The organism is Providencia hangzhouensis (genome assembly GCF_029193595.2).
Taxonomy (GTDB): Bacteria; Pseudomonadota; Gammaproteobacteria; order Enterobacterales; family Enterobacteriaceae; genus Providencia; species Providencia hangzhouensis.
Window position 1 is genome coordinate 3,923,527 of record NZ_CP135052.1, and the last position, 15,329, is coordinate 3,938,855.

Here is a 15,329-nt window from a genome sequence, read left to right on the forward strand (position 1 = left end):
TAAGCGTTACACCCATTACATCTAGAGTTGTGATAAAGATCTGCAATTAAACATTAATCGCCATTTGATTAGTGATACAGCTCTAATTTTGCTCTTTCCTCACTAGAAAGCATTATGGAACCGGTTCCATAATACATTATTCGCAATGACAAATGGGCAAAATGCCCTTTAATCAGACAGAGGAAAGTCATGAGCAAACACATTATTGTTGTCACTGCGGCCTATGGGGCGCAAACCGTAAAACAATTAGGCGGCCAACAAGCCTTATTCGAAGTGATTCAAAACAGCCATGCAGATGGCGTGGAGATCCGCCAAGAGCTTTTGCTGCCGAATGATAGCCTGACGGATATTGCTGATAAGCTACAAGCAAGGCAACTAAAAGCTGTTTATTCTATTCCTGATACCCTATTTCAACAACGAGCTCCTATCGCAATCACCAAATTACAAGGCTATTTCGAAGATGCCAAACAACTCAATGCACGCTTTTTAAAACTATCACTTGGTGAGCTACCTGAGTGCTATGACTTATCCGAAGTTATTGGTGTCATCAATCAATACACCACCCAATTAGTGATTGAGAACGACCAAACAGAAGCCGGTGGTCATATTGCGCCTCTTGAACGCTTTTTTGCTGATGTCAAAACCCAGAATATGCCCATAAAAATGGCGTTTGATATGGCGAACTGGCATTGGCATCGGGAAGATCCGTTAAAAGCCGCACATATTTTTGCTCCCCAAGTCGCTTACATTCACGTTAAAGCCTGCCAATTGCGTGACAACAAACGTGTTGCTGTAGCACTTGATGACAGCGATGGCACTTGGAAAGAAGTGCTAACCGCCCTACCGAATGACGTTCCTTGTGGTATCGAGTTTCCACTCGAAGGCGATGATTTACGTGCAGTCACTGAATACTATGTTTCTCTGTTAAAGACTTTCTAGGTTAGAGGGAGAATTAATTTTATGAAAAACCAATTAGATGTCGTAACTCTTGGTGAGGCCATGATGATGTTCGTCGCCACACAAACAGGGAAATTACATGAGGTCGAAAACTTTGTTCGCCGTGCCGCAGGGGCTGAACTCAACGTTGCTGTTGGCCTTTCACGCCTTGGGTTAAAAACGGGATGGATTAGCCGCTTAGGTAATGACTCTTTTGGGCGTTTTATCCAAGCCACATTGGATAATGAATATATAGATACTCAATGTGTTACGGTAGATTCTCGTTACCCAACTGGCTTTCAACTCAAATCTAAAGCCGAAAATGGAACCGATCCCATCGTAGAGTATTTTCGTCAAGGTTCTGCGGCAAGTCACTTAGATTTAACAGACTTTAATGAAGATTATTTTCTATCCGCACGCCATTTACATTTAAGTGGCGTGGCAGCAGCACTTTCACCCACCAGCTACCAACTGTCACTGCATGCCGCGAAATGGATGCGAAATGCAGGAAAAACACTATCATTTGACCCCAACTTGCGCCCTTCTCTATGGAAGAGTGAAACAGCGATGGTAGAACAGCTCAACCAACTCGCGTTCCAAGCTAATTGGGTCTTACCAGGCTTAAAAGAAGGCAAAATTCTGACGGGCTTCGACCAATCCGAGTCTATTGCTGACTTTTACCTCGCTCAAGGTGTTGAAGCCGTTGTGATTAAAACCGGAGAACACGGCGCATATTATAAAACTGCGGGTAACCAACAAGGTATGGTTCCTGCCGTGCATATTAAACAAGTCATTGATACCGTCGGTGCCGGCGATGGTTTTGCCGTTGGCGTCATTAGCGCCTTACTTGAAGGCTTAACACTACCGCAAGCTGTTGCAAGAGGTAATTTTGTTGGAGCTAGAGCCATTCAAGTTATAGGTGATAGTGAAGGCTTACCAACTCAAGCGCAATTGCAGCATGAAATGGCATTACTCTCCGCCACCACCACTAAAGCTGCATGTTAAAAGGAAATCGATTATGACAATGAATACTCCAGCAGCGTCACGTTGGTGGCGCATCATGCCAATCGTGTTTATCACCTATAGCCTTGCTTATTTGGATAGAGCAAACTACAGCTTTGCCGCCGCTGCAGGTATCAACGCTGACTTAGGCATTACCAAAGGGATGTCGTCACTACTCGGCTCATTATTTTTCCTTGGCTATTTCTTTTTCCAAATACCAGGCGCTATCTACGCGGAAAAGCGCAGTGTCCGCAAACTGATTTTTGCCTGTATTTTTCTCTGGGGAATGTTTGCCAGCTTAACGGGAATGGTCAGTAATATCCCAATGCTAGTGATTATTCGCTTTAGTTTGGGTGTCGTTGAAGCCGCCGTGATGCCAGCGATGCTCATCTATATCAGTAACTGGTTCACTCAATCAGAACGCTCACGCGCCAATACCTTTTTAATTTTAGGTAACCCAGTCACGGTGTTGTGGATGTCCGTGCTATCCGGTTATCTCATTCAAGCGTTCGGTTGGCGTGAAATGTTTATCATTGAAGGGGTTCCAGCGATTTTGTGGGCTTTTTTCTGGTGGAGAACAGCACGTGATAAACCAAGCCAAGTGAATTGGCTAAGCCAGACTGAAAAAGAGACATTAGATAAAATTCTCAGTGACGAACAGAAAAACATCAAACCTGTCCGTAACTACCGTGAAGCTTTTAAATCACGTAACGTGATTTTACTGTGCGCCCAGTATTTTTGCTGGAGCATCGGTGTGTATGGCTTCGTACTGTGGCTGCCATCTATTATTCGTGGAGCATCTAACCTTGGGATGGTAGAAACAGGCTGGCTTTCTGCCGTTCCTTACCTTGCGGCAACCTTAGCGATGATCCTCGTATCATGGGCATCTGACCGTATGCATAACCGCAAACTATTCGTTTGGCCAATGCTTTTACTCGGTGCGATTTGCTTCCTCGGTTCGTACTTACTCGGTAGCACGAATTTTTGGTTCTCTTATACCTTATTAGTGATTGCGGGTGCAGCAATGTACGCCCCATATGGGCCCTTCTTCGCTATCATTCCTGAAATGTTGCCAAAGAACGTTGCAGGTGGTGCAATGGCATTAATCAATAGTATGGGCGCATTAGGTTCATTCTTTGGTTCATGGTTTGTTGGCTATTTAAATGGAGCAACCGGTAGCCCAAGTGCTTCGTATATGTTTATGGGACTCGCATTATTAGCCTCGGTTTTCTTTACCTTGATAGTCAAACCAAACCAAGAACAAAACAGTGATGTTGTCATCACGAAGCATGCTTAAAAGGGATACTATGAAACAGAATATTATTTTATATAAATCCATTCCTACGGATCAACTTGAACGGCTACAGCAACACTTTAATGTTACTGTATTTGATAGCGTTACACCTGAAAATCTCGCTAGCTTTAAACAAGCGTTATCCCGCGCTGACGGCATTATCGGGGCCAGCTATCCTATCACGGCAGATGACATTGCCAATGCTCCGAATTTGAAAGCGGCATCGACCATTTCCGTTGGTGTCGATCAATTTGATATTGATGCAATGAATGCTAGAAAGATTGCATTAATGCATACACCTAATGTATTAACCGAAACCACCGCCGACACCATTTTTACGTTAGTGCTTTGCAGTGCACGCCGCATTATCGAAATGGCTGAGATGGTCAAAAATGGCCAATGGACTCAAAGTATTGGTGAAGATGCATATGGCAGTAATGTGAATGGGAAAACTATCGGTATTTTAGGCATGGGCCGCATTGGCTATGCCGTTGCCAAACGCGCTTATTTAGGCTTCGGGATGCCAGTTCTCTATTACAATAACCATATCCACCCCGATGCAGAAACCCAACTTAAGGCACGTCGTTGTGACCTCGATACGTTGCTGGCAGAATCGGATTTTGTCTGTGTCGTGCTGCCATTATCAGCGTCAACCGAAAAGTTGATCGGTAAAAATGAGTTGGCAAAAATGAAACCCAGTGCATTTTTGATCAACGGTTCAAGAGGCCGTATCGTCGATGAAGCCGCCCTGATCGATGCATTAGAAAGTGGCACAATTCGCGGGGCGGGTTTAGACGTGTTTGAAGTTGAACCCCTTCCAAGCAACTCTAAGCTACTCACGCTGCCAAATGTGGTTGCTCTGCCGCACATCGGTTCTGCCACCCATGAAACCCGTTACGCCATGGTCGAGTGTGCTGTTGATAACCTAATAGCCGCCTTAAAGGGCGACCTAAGCCAAAATTGTGTTAACCCTGAAATAGCAAAATAGCTGGAATGCCCTAATTTATTAGGGCTCTTTGGCTCTTTAACCATCAATGCGCATGAGCGTGTCCCGGGCGAGCAACATTGCTTCGCTCACACTCGGTCAAAAATTGGATAGAATTCAGTTTACTGGTTGATGGCGCTAAATAATATAATCCGACGGTTTTTTGACTGGGTGAGTATATCTCCAACATGCCATTGACATCAGAATAATAATCACCTTTATTTATCACGATGTTAAAATCTTTTATTTTCTCAACGCGTCGCTGTTCCGTACTTTTCACTAACGGATAACTCATATACTCATAGCCAACAAAATCAACGATATTAACCTGATTATTATTGAAAAAGACTTGTACCTTACTTGCACCCGTTGGAAAAATAAATTTGCCATTTCGCTCTAATGTGATGTGATTATAGCTTTGGTCAACTTGGCAGGTATATTCTTTGATACCGCTTCTGGTGCTACACCCCGCTAAAACAAGGCTAGCTAGCAATAATATCCCTATCTTTCTCATATGTTCCCTATGCCCTCAAAATGGTTATAACATAATCTGCATATCAGTATACATGCAACAAACCTTAAGCCAAATTGAGAAATAGTAACGAAATTTTAAGAACCGAATAACTTAGCCCCAAAGACTACAATGTCGTCGATTTTCGGATCAGCAATTCCCCATTAAATAAATATTGCATTGGTGGCTTATCTGGGTTTTCAAGTTTTTCCAATAAGCACTCCACCGCTTTATGCCCCATTTCCGCTGTCGGCTGAGACACTGAGGTTACCCCTTGCCCAGCCAATGCCGCCCATTCGAGGTTATCGAAACTCAAAAAGCCAATATCCGTTCCCCAACGTAACCCTTGTTTATTCATGACATATGCCAACTGCAAAGTGAGCACTCCATTAGCGGCAACAATCACTTTGCGCATACCACGATGTGCAGTACAAAAATCGGCAACAATGGCCTCTAATTTTGCAGGGTCAGGCAAGGTCACTTCATGAAATTCGCTTTGGATATGTTGATGGCTCTGCGATAACGCTTGAAAGGTCTGTAAGCGCTCTTGGCGTGCGCTGTTATACACAATGGGCTCAGTCACGAAGCAAATCGCTTCAAACCCTTGTTCAATCAGATGATTAAAGGCCATTTGTGCAGAAGCGGGGTTATCTAGCCCCACCATGTCACTGGGAAAATTGTCGATTTTTCTATCTAACAAGACGAAAGGTAGGGTGGTTTCTTTCAGCACTTCAATGAATTGTTCGTTAACACCCGCTGAATTTATGATAAGCCCATCAACGCGGTAACCTTTTAGCAATTGAATAAATTGGCATTCACGCTCAATGCTGTTATCTGCATTGCAAACCACGGTCATGAAACCTTGTTTGATTGACTCGGCTTCTACCCCTTTTAATACTTCAACAGAGAATGGATTACCAATATCGGCAATAATCAAGCCAATCAAGCCTGTCCGCCCATGTTTCAAGCTGCGCGCCATTTGGTTTGGGCGATAGTTTAATTCACGAATGGCGCTTTCAATGCGTTGACGTAAATTATCAGAAAGCAAATGAAATTCACCATTCAAATAACGTGAGATACTGGTTTTCCCTGCCTGAGCTTTGGCAGCGACATCTTTGATCGTGGCAACTTTTTGCGTTTTCGGGGCCATAGCTTCAGGTTTTTCCATTCTCTAGAAACATCACCAAGAGGTTATCTTACTCGAATAAGCATCATTTTACTTGTGGTATTGCGTTAACTTGCTGTTTTAACCATTGAATAAAAATATCCGCCTTCGGGTTTCGTTTATCATTTAGCATCGCAAAATAGTGGCGCTGTTGGCACTTCAGCGAAATATCACCAAATGGCATTACTAGTTCTTGGCGCTTTAAGCGTTTTTCAACCAATTGTTTACGTCCCATCGCCACACCGGCATGGTTCATTGCGGCAACAATCGCTAAATCAGAGCGATCAAAGCATAGGTTTCGGCGATGAGGAAACAAGGTTAATTGGTAATGTTCACTCCACGCCTTCCATTCATCATAATCAGAGTTACTGCTCCAAGCTTGTCTATCATGTAGCAAAGTACAATTTTTCAATTGATGAATATTATTAAGCAAATCATGTTGTTTAGCATATTGCGGGCTACAGACCGGAACAATTGACTCTGACATTAAATCTTCACAATATAAATTGGGCCGAGTGATATCATCATAATAAATAGCAATATCAATGCCATAGCCACGAAAGTTAACGTCATCGTTGCCCGTTAATAGATTTAACTGAATTGAGGGATATTGGTTAGCAAAATCCGCAATTTTGGGAATTAACCAGCACTGGGCGATGGATGGTCGTGAATACACCGTAAGTTCACCCGAGATTTCTTGGTTTTTGATATCAATAATTTCTTGGTTAATATCATCCAAATTTTTGCGTAGTGCCCAATAAATTCGCTCACCATCAATCGTCAGCTCAATACGCCGATGAAAACGCTCAAATAATTTAAAACCTAACTCCCCTTCTAACGTATTAATTCGGTGGCTAACTGCACTGGGTGTTAATGCCAACTCCTGTGCCGCTAATGCAAAAGAGCTATGCCGTGCTGCTGCTTCAAAGGTATGTAGGCGCGATAGCTGATAACTTGATAGCCGTTTATTCCATTGAATAAATCCAGATTGCTCAAATTGATTGAAATTTTCTGACATCAACGCCTCCAATAAAAACAACGATACTCAATGATTTCTACAATACCCTTTTTAAGATGAATTTAGATGACCCAAAGACGCTACTCTCCGTTTTATATGACTAATATCACACCTTTGAGTTAATTTAATTCATCTAAAGCTCGTGTTTCATCGTTTGTCACCACTGAATATTTATTATCCAATAGAAAAACAATAACAAGATGATCAGAGGTAGGATATGGACTCTACAATGTGGATGATTGGTACTTTAGTTATCAGTATTTTACTAATCATCGTTTCAATTATTAAATTTAAGTTTCATCCCTTTTTAGCACTTTTACTCGCCAGCTTCTTTGTCGGTATCTCCATGCAAATGAATCCATTGGAGATGGTCAACGCTATCGAAAATGGCATTGGGGGTACACTTGGTTTCTTAGCTGCCATTATCGGGCTAGGAACTATTCTTGGAAAAATGATGGAAATCTCCGGGGCAGCAGAGCGAATTGGGGTGACATTACAAAAAAGCCGTTGGTTGACTCCCGATGTCACCATGGTACTCATTGGGTTAATCTGCGGTATCACCCTGTTTGTTGAGGTCGGTGTGGTGTTACTGATCCCACTCGCATTTTCCATTGCCAAAAGAACCAATACTTCATTATTAAAGTTAGCGATCCCATTGTGTACTGCGCTGATGGCCGTCCATTGCATCGTACCGCCACACCCTGCTGCTCTATTTGTCACAAATGAATTAGGTGCTGATATTGGTACGGTGATTGTTGCAGGGTTAGCCGTAGGCCTAGTCGCATCATTAGTCGGCGGGCCACTGTTCCTCAAATTCTTAGGTGACCGCTTACCGTTTAAAACTGTGCCAGAAGCGTTCTCAGATCTTGAGGTACGTGAAGAAAAAGACTTACCTTCTTTAGGTGCGACACTGTTCACGGTGTTATTGCCAATTGCCCTCATGTTAATCAAGACTGCCGCTGACTTGAACATGAGCAAAGATAGCCAGTTATTTACCCTCTTACAGTTTATTGGTAACCCAATAACCGCTATGTTTATTGCCGCTTTTGTCGCTTATTACATGTTAGGGATCCGACGTAACATGGGTATGAGCGTATTACTCAGCAAAACCGAAGAGAGTTTTAGCTCAATCGCTAATATTTTATTGATTATCGGTGCGGGCGGGGCATTTAACGGTATCTTAAAAGGCAGTGGACTGAGCGATTCCTTAGCGATGGTGTTATCTGGTATTGATATGCACCCAATTTTACTGGCTTGGCTAGTCGCCATTATTCTTCATGCCGCTGTCGGTTCTGCCACCGTTGCGATGATGGGCGCAACGGCGATTGTTGCTCCGCTAATGCCAATGTACCCACACATTAGCCCAGAAATTATGACATTAGCCATTGGCTCAGGCGCAATTGGCTGCACTATCGTCACTGATTCATTGTTCTGGTTAGTCAAACAGTACTGTAATGCGACTTTAGCCGAAACATTCCGTTTTTATAGTGTCGCCACGTTGATTGCGTCTTTCGTCGCGCTGGCCGGGACTTTTGCACTTTCATTTGTGATTTAAAAGAGAGTAATTATGACTCAGATAAATGTTGATAAGTTAATTGCTGACTACCCTTTAGTTCAGGACTTAATCGATTTAAAGCAAATTGCGTGGTTCAACCCAAAGGTCACGACGACGCAAGCGGGTTTGCCTTATGTCGGGCTAACCATTGAAGATGTTCAAGATGCAGAAGCGCGCTTAAACCGCTTTGCGCCTTATTTGATGAAAGCGTTTCCAGAAACTCAAGCGACACAAGGGATTATTGAATCTGAAGTTATCGATATTCCCAACATGCAGGCCGCGCTGGAAAAACGGTATCAAACGCCAATAACAGGGAAAATGTTACTGAAAAAAGATAGCCACCTACCAATTTCAGGCTCAATCAAAGCCCGCGGAGGCATCTATGAGGTTTTAACCCATGCAGAAAAATTGGCTTTAGCAGCAGGTTTATTATCAACAGATGATAATTATGAGATTTTAATCTCTGAACAATTTCGTCAATTCTTTAGCCAATACCGCATCGCGGTGGGCTCAACCGGTAACCTTGGCATGTCCATCGGCATTATGAGCGCTAAACTTGGCTTTAGCGTCAGCGTGCATATGTCCGCAGATGCCAGACAATGGAAAAAAGACAAATTGCGTTCACATGGTGTAAATGTTGTGGAATATGAGCAAGATTACAGCATCGCCGTTGAACAAGGCCGTAAAGAAGCAGAAAAAGACCCAAACTGCTTTTTTATTGATGATGAAAACTCCACGACCCTATTTCTTGGCTATGCCGTCGCAGGCCTTCGTCTAAAAAAACAATTTGTAGAGCAAGGGATTACAGTGGATAACGACCACCCGCTATTTGTCTATTTACCTTGTGGTGTTGGTGGTGGCCCCGGTGGCGTTGCTTTCGGGTTAAAACTCGCCTTTGGGGATGCCGCCCATTGCTTATTTGCAGAACCAACGCATTCACCTTGTATGTTGTTAGGAGTACATACCGGGTTACATGATGGCGTGTCAGTTCAAGAGATTGGTATCGATAATATCACTGCCGCTGATGGCCTTGCCGTTGGCCGCGCATCCGGTTTTGTGGGGCGCGCGATGGAGCGGTTGATTGATGGTTATTACACTATCGATGATAGCGAAATGTATAACCTGTTAGGCTTACTCAACCAGACCGAATCTATTAAATTAGAGCCTTCGGCCTTGGCGGGTATGACTGGCAGTGTGCATGTCACGCAAAACACAGATTATTTGCAATCCAAATCACTCACGCCTAAGCAACTGGCCAACGCAACACATCTGGTATGGGCAACAGGTGGCGGTATGGTACCCGCAGATGAGATGCAAAAATATTTATCACAAGCCAATCTAAGTTAACAATTAACATGTTCAAAGCCCTCCTCACGTTAAATGATATGAGGGCTTTTTACCATCAGCCGCAAATTATTAGTTTTGCAATGATTGCCCCGGTAATGGGACTAAATCACTTTCAATATAGCGTCTCACTAAAGTCGCGAGCGCGACTAATGAGTCCAAATGAGTCCTTTCCCAACCGTGGGAGCTATCTAGTGCGAAACATGCTAAAGCCGCACGAATATCCCATCCTGCATCAATTGCTGCAGCACTATCCGAACGATAATGTTTAAACGTATCGCGGACGTGAGGAATATCATACTGCTGGCATAATTGTAATAAATGCCGCGTAATTGCTAAATCAAACGGGCCGGTTCTGTCGCGAAAAGCTAAGGTGAGGGCGTCATCCCTTGTGGTTTGGTCTGGCGCAGAAACGGAGTTATCAATCGCCAATAACTCTTGAACTTGCGGACCAAAACCGTGGGTGCCTCCGATACCGACCTCTTCTGAAATCGTGAACATCATTTGGCAAGATACCGCTGGCACAATACCGTCATCCACCAGTGATTTTAATGCGGCTAACATCACTGCACATCCGGCTTTATCATCCAAATGACGCGATACAATAAAACCGTTATCAATGAATTCGGGTTGAGCATCCACTGCAACAATATCACCGACGTTTAAGCCATGGGATTGCAAATCAGCAAAGTTATAACAGGGGGCATCAAGGCGAATTTCTAAATTATCCCAATCGGCTACTTGGGTATCTACCTCAGTATTAAAACGGTGCCCTGAGGCTTTTAATGGCAAAATTGTCCCACGATATTGGTGATCATCACTAAATACTGTCACCCTTGCACCTTCCGCAAAACGGGCTGCCCATGTGCCTGTATTACGCAGTGCCAAACGCCCATTCGGTTTGAGTTGTGTCACCATCGCCCCTAATGTATCAAGGTGTGCGGCTAATGCACGTTTAGGTTCTTCAGAACCGAGTGTGATATAGAGCACCCCGCGGCGTGTGTATTTTGGTGTAAACCCCAACTCCGACAACCATTGGTGAGTTTGCGCAACGGCTTGTTCAGTCATCCCTACAGGGCTAGGTGTGCATAATAATGTTTTTAATACAGAGGTCAGATATACTTTATCTATCATTATATTACCTATCTTCACTTAAGAAACGTTCTTGTAATGTGGCTTGTAGAGCTAACATGGCTTGTTCTGCATAAGCCATATGTGCTTCCATTACCGATTGAACTTTAGCGGCATCTTTACGGCGTAAAGCCTCGATTAATTGATATTGGTATTCGATGCCTTGGCGCCTGTCGACAGGCTCAGGTTTTAAATAAATGTCCTGACAAACGGCTAAGTCTTTGAGTAAGCGTTGTAAAAAATGGCAGATAAACACTAATAAAACGTTATCGGAATAGCTGGCGACCACCGCATGAAAATCCAGTTCTGCCATTCGTTGCTGCCAGCGTTCATTTTCATCTACGGGCTCATGGTCATAAATGGCGATGGTATCGTACAGCTTTTGAATTCCTGCGTTATCGATATTATCAATGGCACTGACTGCTACCACCGGTTCTAATAATTTACGTAACGTATAAATATCCTTGATTGATATATCCCGCGTAAATAAATAGTTCGATAACAAACTCATCGCTCGCGCTTCAGTCATTGAATCAATAAACGCGCCACCACCAGGCCCAGTTTTTGTTTTAATTAACCCTTGAACTTCCAATGACTTTAATGCTTCTCTCACAGTGCTTTTGCTAGCGTTATAATGTTCAATTAACTCTTTTTCTTGTGGCAAACGGTCACCGGGTATGAGGTTATTGGCCATAATGGTTTCTTTTATCGCATTGACGATTTCATCAGTACGTTTAATACGCACTGACTCTATCGTCATTGGCTTATTGGTGCTCATATTAGCTTCTCAACTGGTTTAAATAAGTTTCTAATCGACTGAATCAACACGAATTCGTGGGGCACTTGCCAATAAATTTCGCGTATATTCATGCTCCGGTGCGGCAAATAAGCTGCGGGTATCTCGACATTCTAGCAAATCCCCTAAATAGAGTATGGCAACTCTATCTGCAATCGACTCCACTACCGCCAAATCATGGCTAATAAATAAATACGATAATGAAAACTGTTGTTTAAGTTGTTCTAATAACAATAAAACTTGCGCTTGTACCGAAACATCCAGCGCACTAACGGGTTCATCAAGTACCAATATTCGTGCATCCGCAGCTAATGCTCTCGCAATCGCTAACCGCTGTGCCTGCCCTCCTGAAAACTCATGAGGATAGCAAGCTAAAGCGTCGATTGGCATATTGACGGCTTCGAGTAATTCCGCCAAACGCTTCGCTCTTTGTGATGTGTTCATGTGCTTTAAGTATTTCAATGGAACCGTTAATGTCTCGCCTATCGTTTTACGGGGGTTCAAAGAAGCAACCGGGTCTTGAAAAACATACTGAACGGCTTGCCCAAATGCACGTGAACCTTGTTGCAGCCATTCGGCACGAGTTTGCCCTAATACCGTAATTTCCCCCGAGGTTTCACGCTCCAACCCAACTAAAATACGCGCTAAGGTACTTTTTCCTGAGCCACTCTCCCCTACAACAGCAAGGGTTTCACCTTCATAGAGCGATAATGAAATATTTTTTAGTGCGTGAACTTGGCGCCCTCGAGGGTGAAATAGGCTTCTTGGCTGCCCGAAGGTTTTCACCAACTGATTAACCTCAATCACTTTTTTCATTAAACCTCCTGAGCCGATGTTAAATCATCACCATTGGGCTGATGACCATAAAGTTGTTGGACTTGTTTTAAAAATCCACGCCCTTCCCCTAATTTAGGGACACTGGCGATCAGGCGTTGTGTATAAGGATGCTGAGGCTGGCGTAATACCGTTTGTGTCTCCCCTGTTTCAACTATCTCACCTTGCTGCATGACGGCAACACGGTCGCAAATTTGGTTAATAACCGCGAAATCATGGGTAATAAATAAGAGTGCAACACCGCGTTCACGGCGTAGTTGGTTGAGTAACTCTAAAATACGCGCCTGCACCGTAACATCTAATGCGGTGGTCGGCTCGTCGGCAATAATCAACACAGGATCATTAGCCAATGCCATCGCTATCCCTACCCGCTGGCGCTGCCCGCCTGAAAGCTCATGGGGGTAGGCATCAAAACGCTCCTGCGCATCTGGGATCCCAACGCTATCCAATAATTCAATGGCTTTATTTTTCGCCTCATAGAATGACAACGATTGGTGAGCGGTAATGGCCTCACGCAATTGCACACCTATGGTAAATTGCGGATGGAGTGTCGTCAGCGGGTCTTGGAAAATATAGGATACCTTCGCACCGCGACGGCGCTGCATAACAGATAACGGTAATGACAACATTTCTTCATGTTCTACATAAATACCACCAGCGGTAACCAACGCAGGAGGCGATGCAAGCAACCCCATTACAGATAAAGCCGTAACACTCTTACCCGAACCGCTTTCTCCAATTAGCCCTAAACATTCCCCCGCACCAACGGTAAAACTGATCCCTTTTACCGTTGGGCGTAATTGATTTCCTTGGCGAAAAGCGACCGACAAGTCTTTGACTTCTAATACCACTTGTTCGCCTCCCGTTTTCGCAGGAATATTAACTCTGTCAGTCTGTGTCATCGGTTGTGATCGCTGTAAGGCTCCTGATTTTAACCGGGGATCAAGAATGTCACGCACGCCATCCCCTAACAGGTTAAAACTAATCACAATAAGAAAGATCATAATACCAGGTACCAATGCCACATGAGGAGCAACAAACATTTGTGCGCGCCCTTGCCCTAGCATTGAACCTAAATCTGCATTCGGTGGTTGAGTACCTAGCCCTAAAAATGACAAGCCTGCCGTCTCTAAGATCATCCAGCCAATGGTCGTTGACATGGTAACCACAATGATTGGCAAGACATTCGGTAACACTTCCGTTAATAGGACTTGTAGGTGGTTTTTACCTGACAACCTTGCAGCTTGTATAAAATCTCTATCACGTAAACCCACCGTTAACCCACGAATATTCCTAGCAAAAAAGGGAATATTCACTAATGCGATAGCATACAACGCATTGAGTAGCCCTGGCCCAAGTACCGCTACAATCGCTAAGGCTAATAAAATGTATGGAAATGCCATTAGCATATCAATACAACGCATCAATAATGTATCAGTACGATGGCCTACATACCCAGCTACCAAGCCAATTAGGGTGCCGAATATTGCCGCAATTAGTGTTGCGGAAATACCGACCAATAGGGATACTCGCGTTCCCCACAGCAATCGAGACAAAATATCTCGCCCTAAATGGTCAGTACCTAATAAATGGCCAGATGAAAAAGCGGGAAGTAGCCGATTAACTAAATCTGTTTCATCAGGATTAGCAAGAGGTAGCCAAGGCGCTAAAAATGCCAAGAGCATAATGATAGATAACGTAAATAAGCCCAAAGTTGCTAAACGGTTCGCCAGTAATAATGAGCCAATCGATTGGCGATGACGATGCTGAATAACAGGGGTCACTGACTGGCTCATGATTTCAACCTCGGGTCTAACATGGCTTGCGCAACATCCGCAAGTAAATTGATAAAGACATAGGACGCTGCTGCAATCAATACGCCCCCTTGAACTAAAAACAAGTCACGGGTTGCCACAGCCTTCACTAACATGGCGCCTAGCCCCGGCCACTGAAAAACGGTTTCAATGTACACCGCACCACCAAAAACAAAGCCCGCTTGGATACCAATGACTGGGATAACGGAAACCAGTGCCATGCGAAATGCATGGCGAAAAATCACTTTGCGCTCACTCAAGCCTTTTGCTCTTGCGGTACGAATAAAATCAAGTCGCAGTACCTCTAACATTGCTGTGCGCGTCAAACGCGCTATCACCCCTGTCGCGACTAATGAAAGCGTCACTGCGGGTAAAACAAGGTGATGCAATAAATCGCTCAGGCCACCGCCTTGCCAAATATCGTACATTCCTGATGCCGGAAACCATTGTAATTGAACAGAAAAAAGCATAATCATCAATAAGCCGATCCAAAAAGATGGCATTGAGATACCCAATAAAACAGCAAGTGTAATAAATCGGTCACTCCAACTGAATTGGCGAATGGAGGAAAGGACTCCGGCCAGTAACCCTAAAACTGAACTCAGTAACAACGCACTTCCGCCCAAAATTAATGTGGCAGAAAATCGCTCTAAAACTTCATCAACGACAGGCCGGTTAAGAACAAATGAACGGCCAAAGTCACCCGAAATTAAATTATGCATCCAAATAAAATATTGCTGATATAACGGCTTATCCAACCCAAGCTCTGTTTTTACTCTAGCCACATTTTCAGGAGTCGCCCAAGGGCCAAGCAGCGCTTGAGCAGGGTCTCCAGGGATCATTGCCATGATAAAAAAGACAATTAACGTCAAACCAATCAGTATGGGTATGGTCGCTAAAATGCGTTTCAAACAGTATAACCACATAGTTTTTCCCCATAAAAT

14 protein-coding genes are annotated in these 15,329 nt (G+C 43.9%); 6 read left to right on the forward strand and 8 right to left on the reverse strand.

Annotated features, from left to right (window positions below; translation table 11 throughout):
* Nucleotides 1-189 precede the first annotated feature (189 nt).
* From PZ638_RS17935 to PZ638_RS17950, 4 genes are read left to right on the forward strand one after another with little or no spacing between them, the layout of a single operon-like run.
* Complete coding sequence (locus tag PZ638_RS17935; protein WP_094961586.1) at nt 190-939, forward strand: sugar phosphate isomerase/epimerase family protein; 750 nt, start codon at nt 190-192, stop codon at nt 937-939.
* Between the two features lie 21 nt (nt 940-960).
* Nucleotides 961-1,941, forward strand: a complete 981-nt coding sequence (locus PZ638_RS17940) for a sugar kinase (protein ID WP_004259219.1) — start codon at nt 961-963, stop codon at nt 1,939-1,941.
* Between the two features lie 13 nt (nt 1,942-1,954).
* Nucleotides 1,955-3,235 (forward strand): MFS transporter, encoded by a 1,281-nt coding sequence (locus tag PZ638_RS17945; RefSeq protein WP_094961588.1) that lies wholly within the window; start codon nt 1,955-1,957, stop codon nt 3,233-3,235.
* Nucleotides 3,236-3,245: 10 nt separating this feature from the next.
* Nucleotides 3,246-4,220 (forward strand): NAD(P)-dependent oxidoreductase, encoded by a 975-nt coding sequence (locus PZ638_RS17950; RefSeq protein WP_096864472.1) that lies wholly within the window; start codon nt 3,246-3,248, stop codon nt 4,218-4,220.
* A gap of 43 nt (nt 4,221-4,263) precedes the next feature.
* Here the strand turns inward: PZ638_RS17950 and PZ638_RS17955 are convergent, their stop codons facing one another.
* The 3 genes from PZ638_RS17955 to dsdC form a co-directional block, all read right to left on the reverse strand.
* The gene (locus PZ638_RS17955; RefSeq protein WP_004259227.1) at nt 4,264-4,731 is read right to left on the reverse strand and encodes a hypothetical protein; all 468 of its coding nucleotides are present in this window, start codon (nt 4,729-4,731) and stop codon (nt 4,264-4,266) included.
* 124 nt (nt 4,732-4,855) lie between these two features.
* The gene (locus PZ638_RS17960) at nt 4,856-5,896 is read right to left on the reverse strand and encodes a LacI family DNA-binding transcriptional regulator (RefSeq protein ID WP_094961590.1); all 1,041 of its coding nucleotides are present in this window, start codon (nt 5,894-5,896) and stop codon (nt 4,856-4,858) included.
* 43 nt (nt 5,897-5,939) lie between these two features.
* On the reverse strand, nt 5,940-6,911 hold the full coding sequence (gene dsdC, locus PZ638_RS17965; protein WP_004259232.1) for a DNA-binding transcriptional regulator DsdC: 972 nt from the start codon (nt 6,909-6,911) through the stop codon (nt 5,940-5,942).
* Nucleotides 6,912-7,128: 217 nt separating this feature from the next.
* Between dsdC and dsdX the strand changes: the two genes are divergently transcribed.
* A complete protein-coding gene (dsdX, locus tag PZ638_RS17970) occupies nt 7,129-8,466 on the forward strand; it encodes a D-serine transporter DsdX (RefSeq protein WP_094961591.1) in 1,338 nt (445 codons plus the stop codon).
* 12 nt (nt 8,467-8,478) lie between these two features.
* Entirely contained in the window at nt 8,479-9,813 is a 1,335-nt protein-coding gene (gene dsdA / locus PZ638_RS17975; RefSeq protein ID WP_206277428.1) for a D-serine ammonia-lyase, read from the forward strand.
* A gap of 69 nt (nt 9,814-9,882) precedes the next feature.
* Here dsdA and PZ638_RS17980 read toward each other — a convergent pair whose 3' ends face one another.
* From PZ638_RS17980 to PZ638_RS18000, 5 genes are read right to left on the reverse strand one after another with little or no spacing between them, the layout of a single operon-like run.
* Nucleotides 9,883-10,944 carry an osmoprotectant NAGGN system M42 family peptidase gene (locus tag PZ638_RS17980; RefSeq protein WP_036958059.1) on the reverse strand — a complete coding sequence of 354 codons (1,062 nt, stop codon included), beginning with the start codon at nt 10,942-10,944 and terminating at the stop codon, nt 9,883-9,885.
* Between the two features lie 4 nt (nt 10,945-10,948).
* A complete protein-coding gene (locus PZ638_RS17985; protein WP_004259240.1) occupies nt 10,949-11,719 on the reverse strand; it encodes a FadR/GntR family transcriptional regulator in 771 nt (256 codons plus the stop codon).
* Nucleotides 11,720-11,749: 30 nt separating this feature from the next.
* Entirely contained in the window at nt 11,750-12,553 is an 804-nt protein-coding gene (locus PZ638_RS17990; protein ID WP_206277427.1) for an ABC transporter ATP-binding protein, read from the reverse strand.
* Nucleotides 12,553-14,367, reverse strand: coding sequence for a dipeptide/oligopeptide/nickel ABC transporter permease/ATP-binding protein (locus PZ638_RS17995; protein WP_094961595.1), 1,815 nt, complete (start codon nt 14,365-14,367; stop codon nt 12,553-12,555). The genes PZ638_RS17990 and PZ638_RS17995 overlap by 1 nt, the downstream gene beginning before the upstream one ends.
* Entirely contained in the window at nt 14,364-15,311 is a 948-nt protein-coding gene (locus PZ638_RS18000) for an ABC transporter permease (protein WP_206277426.1), read from the reverse strand. Before PZ638_RS18000 ends, PZ638_RS17995 begins: the two co-directional genes overlap by 4 nt.
* Nucleotides 15,312-15,329 lie beyond the last annotated feature (18 nt).

Excerpts from the sequence above, each read along its gene's own strand:
- PZ638_RS17935 (WP_094961586.1), top strand. The coding sequence starts at position 190 with ATGAGCAAACACATTATTGTTGTCACTGCGGCCTATGGGGCGCAAACC.
- PZ638_RS17940 (WP_004259219.1), top strand. The coding sequence starts at position 961 with ATGAAAAACCAATTAGATGTCGTAACTCTTGGTGAGGCCATGATGATG.
- PZ638_RS17945 (WP_094961588.1), top strand. The coding sequence starts at position 1,955 with ATGACAATGAATACTCCAGCAGCGTCACGTTGGTGGCGCATCATGCCA.
- PZ638_RS17950 (WP_096864472.1), top strand. The coding sequence starts at position 3,246 with ATGAAACAGAATATTATTTTATATAAATCCATTCCTACGGATCAACTT.
- PZ638_RS17955 (WP_004259227.1), bottom strand. The coding sequence starts at position 4,731 with ATGAGAAAGATAGGGATATTATTGCTAGCTAGCCTTGTTTTAGCGGGG.
- PZ638_RS17960 (WP_094961590.1), bottom strand. The coding sequence starts at position 5,896 with ATGGAAAAACCTGAAGCTATGGCCCCGAAAACGCAAAAAGTTGCCACG.
- dsdC (WP_004259232.1), bottom strand. The coding sequence starts at position 6,911 with ATGTCAGAAAATTTCAATCAATTTGAGCAATCTGGATTTATTCAATGG.
- dsdX (WP_094961591.1), top strand. The coding sequence starts at position 7,129 with ATGGACTCTACAATGTGGATGATTGGTACTTTAGTTATCAGTATTTTA.
- dsdA (WP_206277428.1), top strand. The coding sequence starts at position 8,479 with ATGACTCAGATAAATGTTGATAAGTTAATTGCTGACTACCCTTTAGTT.
- PZ638_RS17980 (WP_036958059.1), bottom strand. The coding sequence starts at position 10,944 with ATGATAGATAAAGTATATCTGACCTCTGTATTAAAAACATTATTATGC.
- PZ638_RS17985 (WP_004259240.1), bottom strand. The coding sequence starts at position 11,719 with ATGAGCACCAATAAGCCAATGACGATAGAGTCAGTGCGTATTAAACGT.
- PZ638_RS17990 (WP_206277427.1), bottom strand. The coding sequence starts at position 12,553 with ATGAAAAAAGTGATTGAGGTTAATCAGTTGGTGAAAACCTTCGGGCAG.
- PZ638_RS17995 (WP_094961595.1), bottom strand. The coding sequence starts at position 14,367 with ATGAGCCAGTCAGTGACCCCTGTTATTCAGCATCGTCATCGCCAATCG.
- PZ638_RS18000 (WP_206277426.1), bottom strand. The coding sequence starts at position 15,311 with ATGTGGTTATACTGTTTGAAACGCATTTTAGCGACCATACCCATACTG.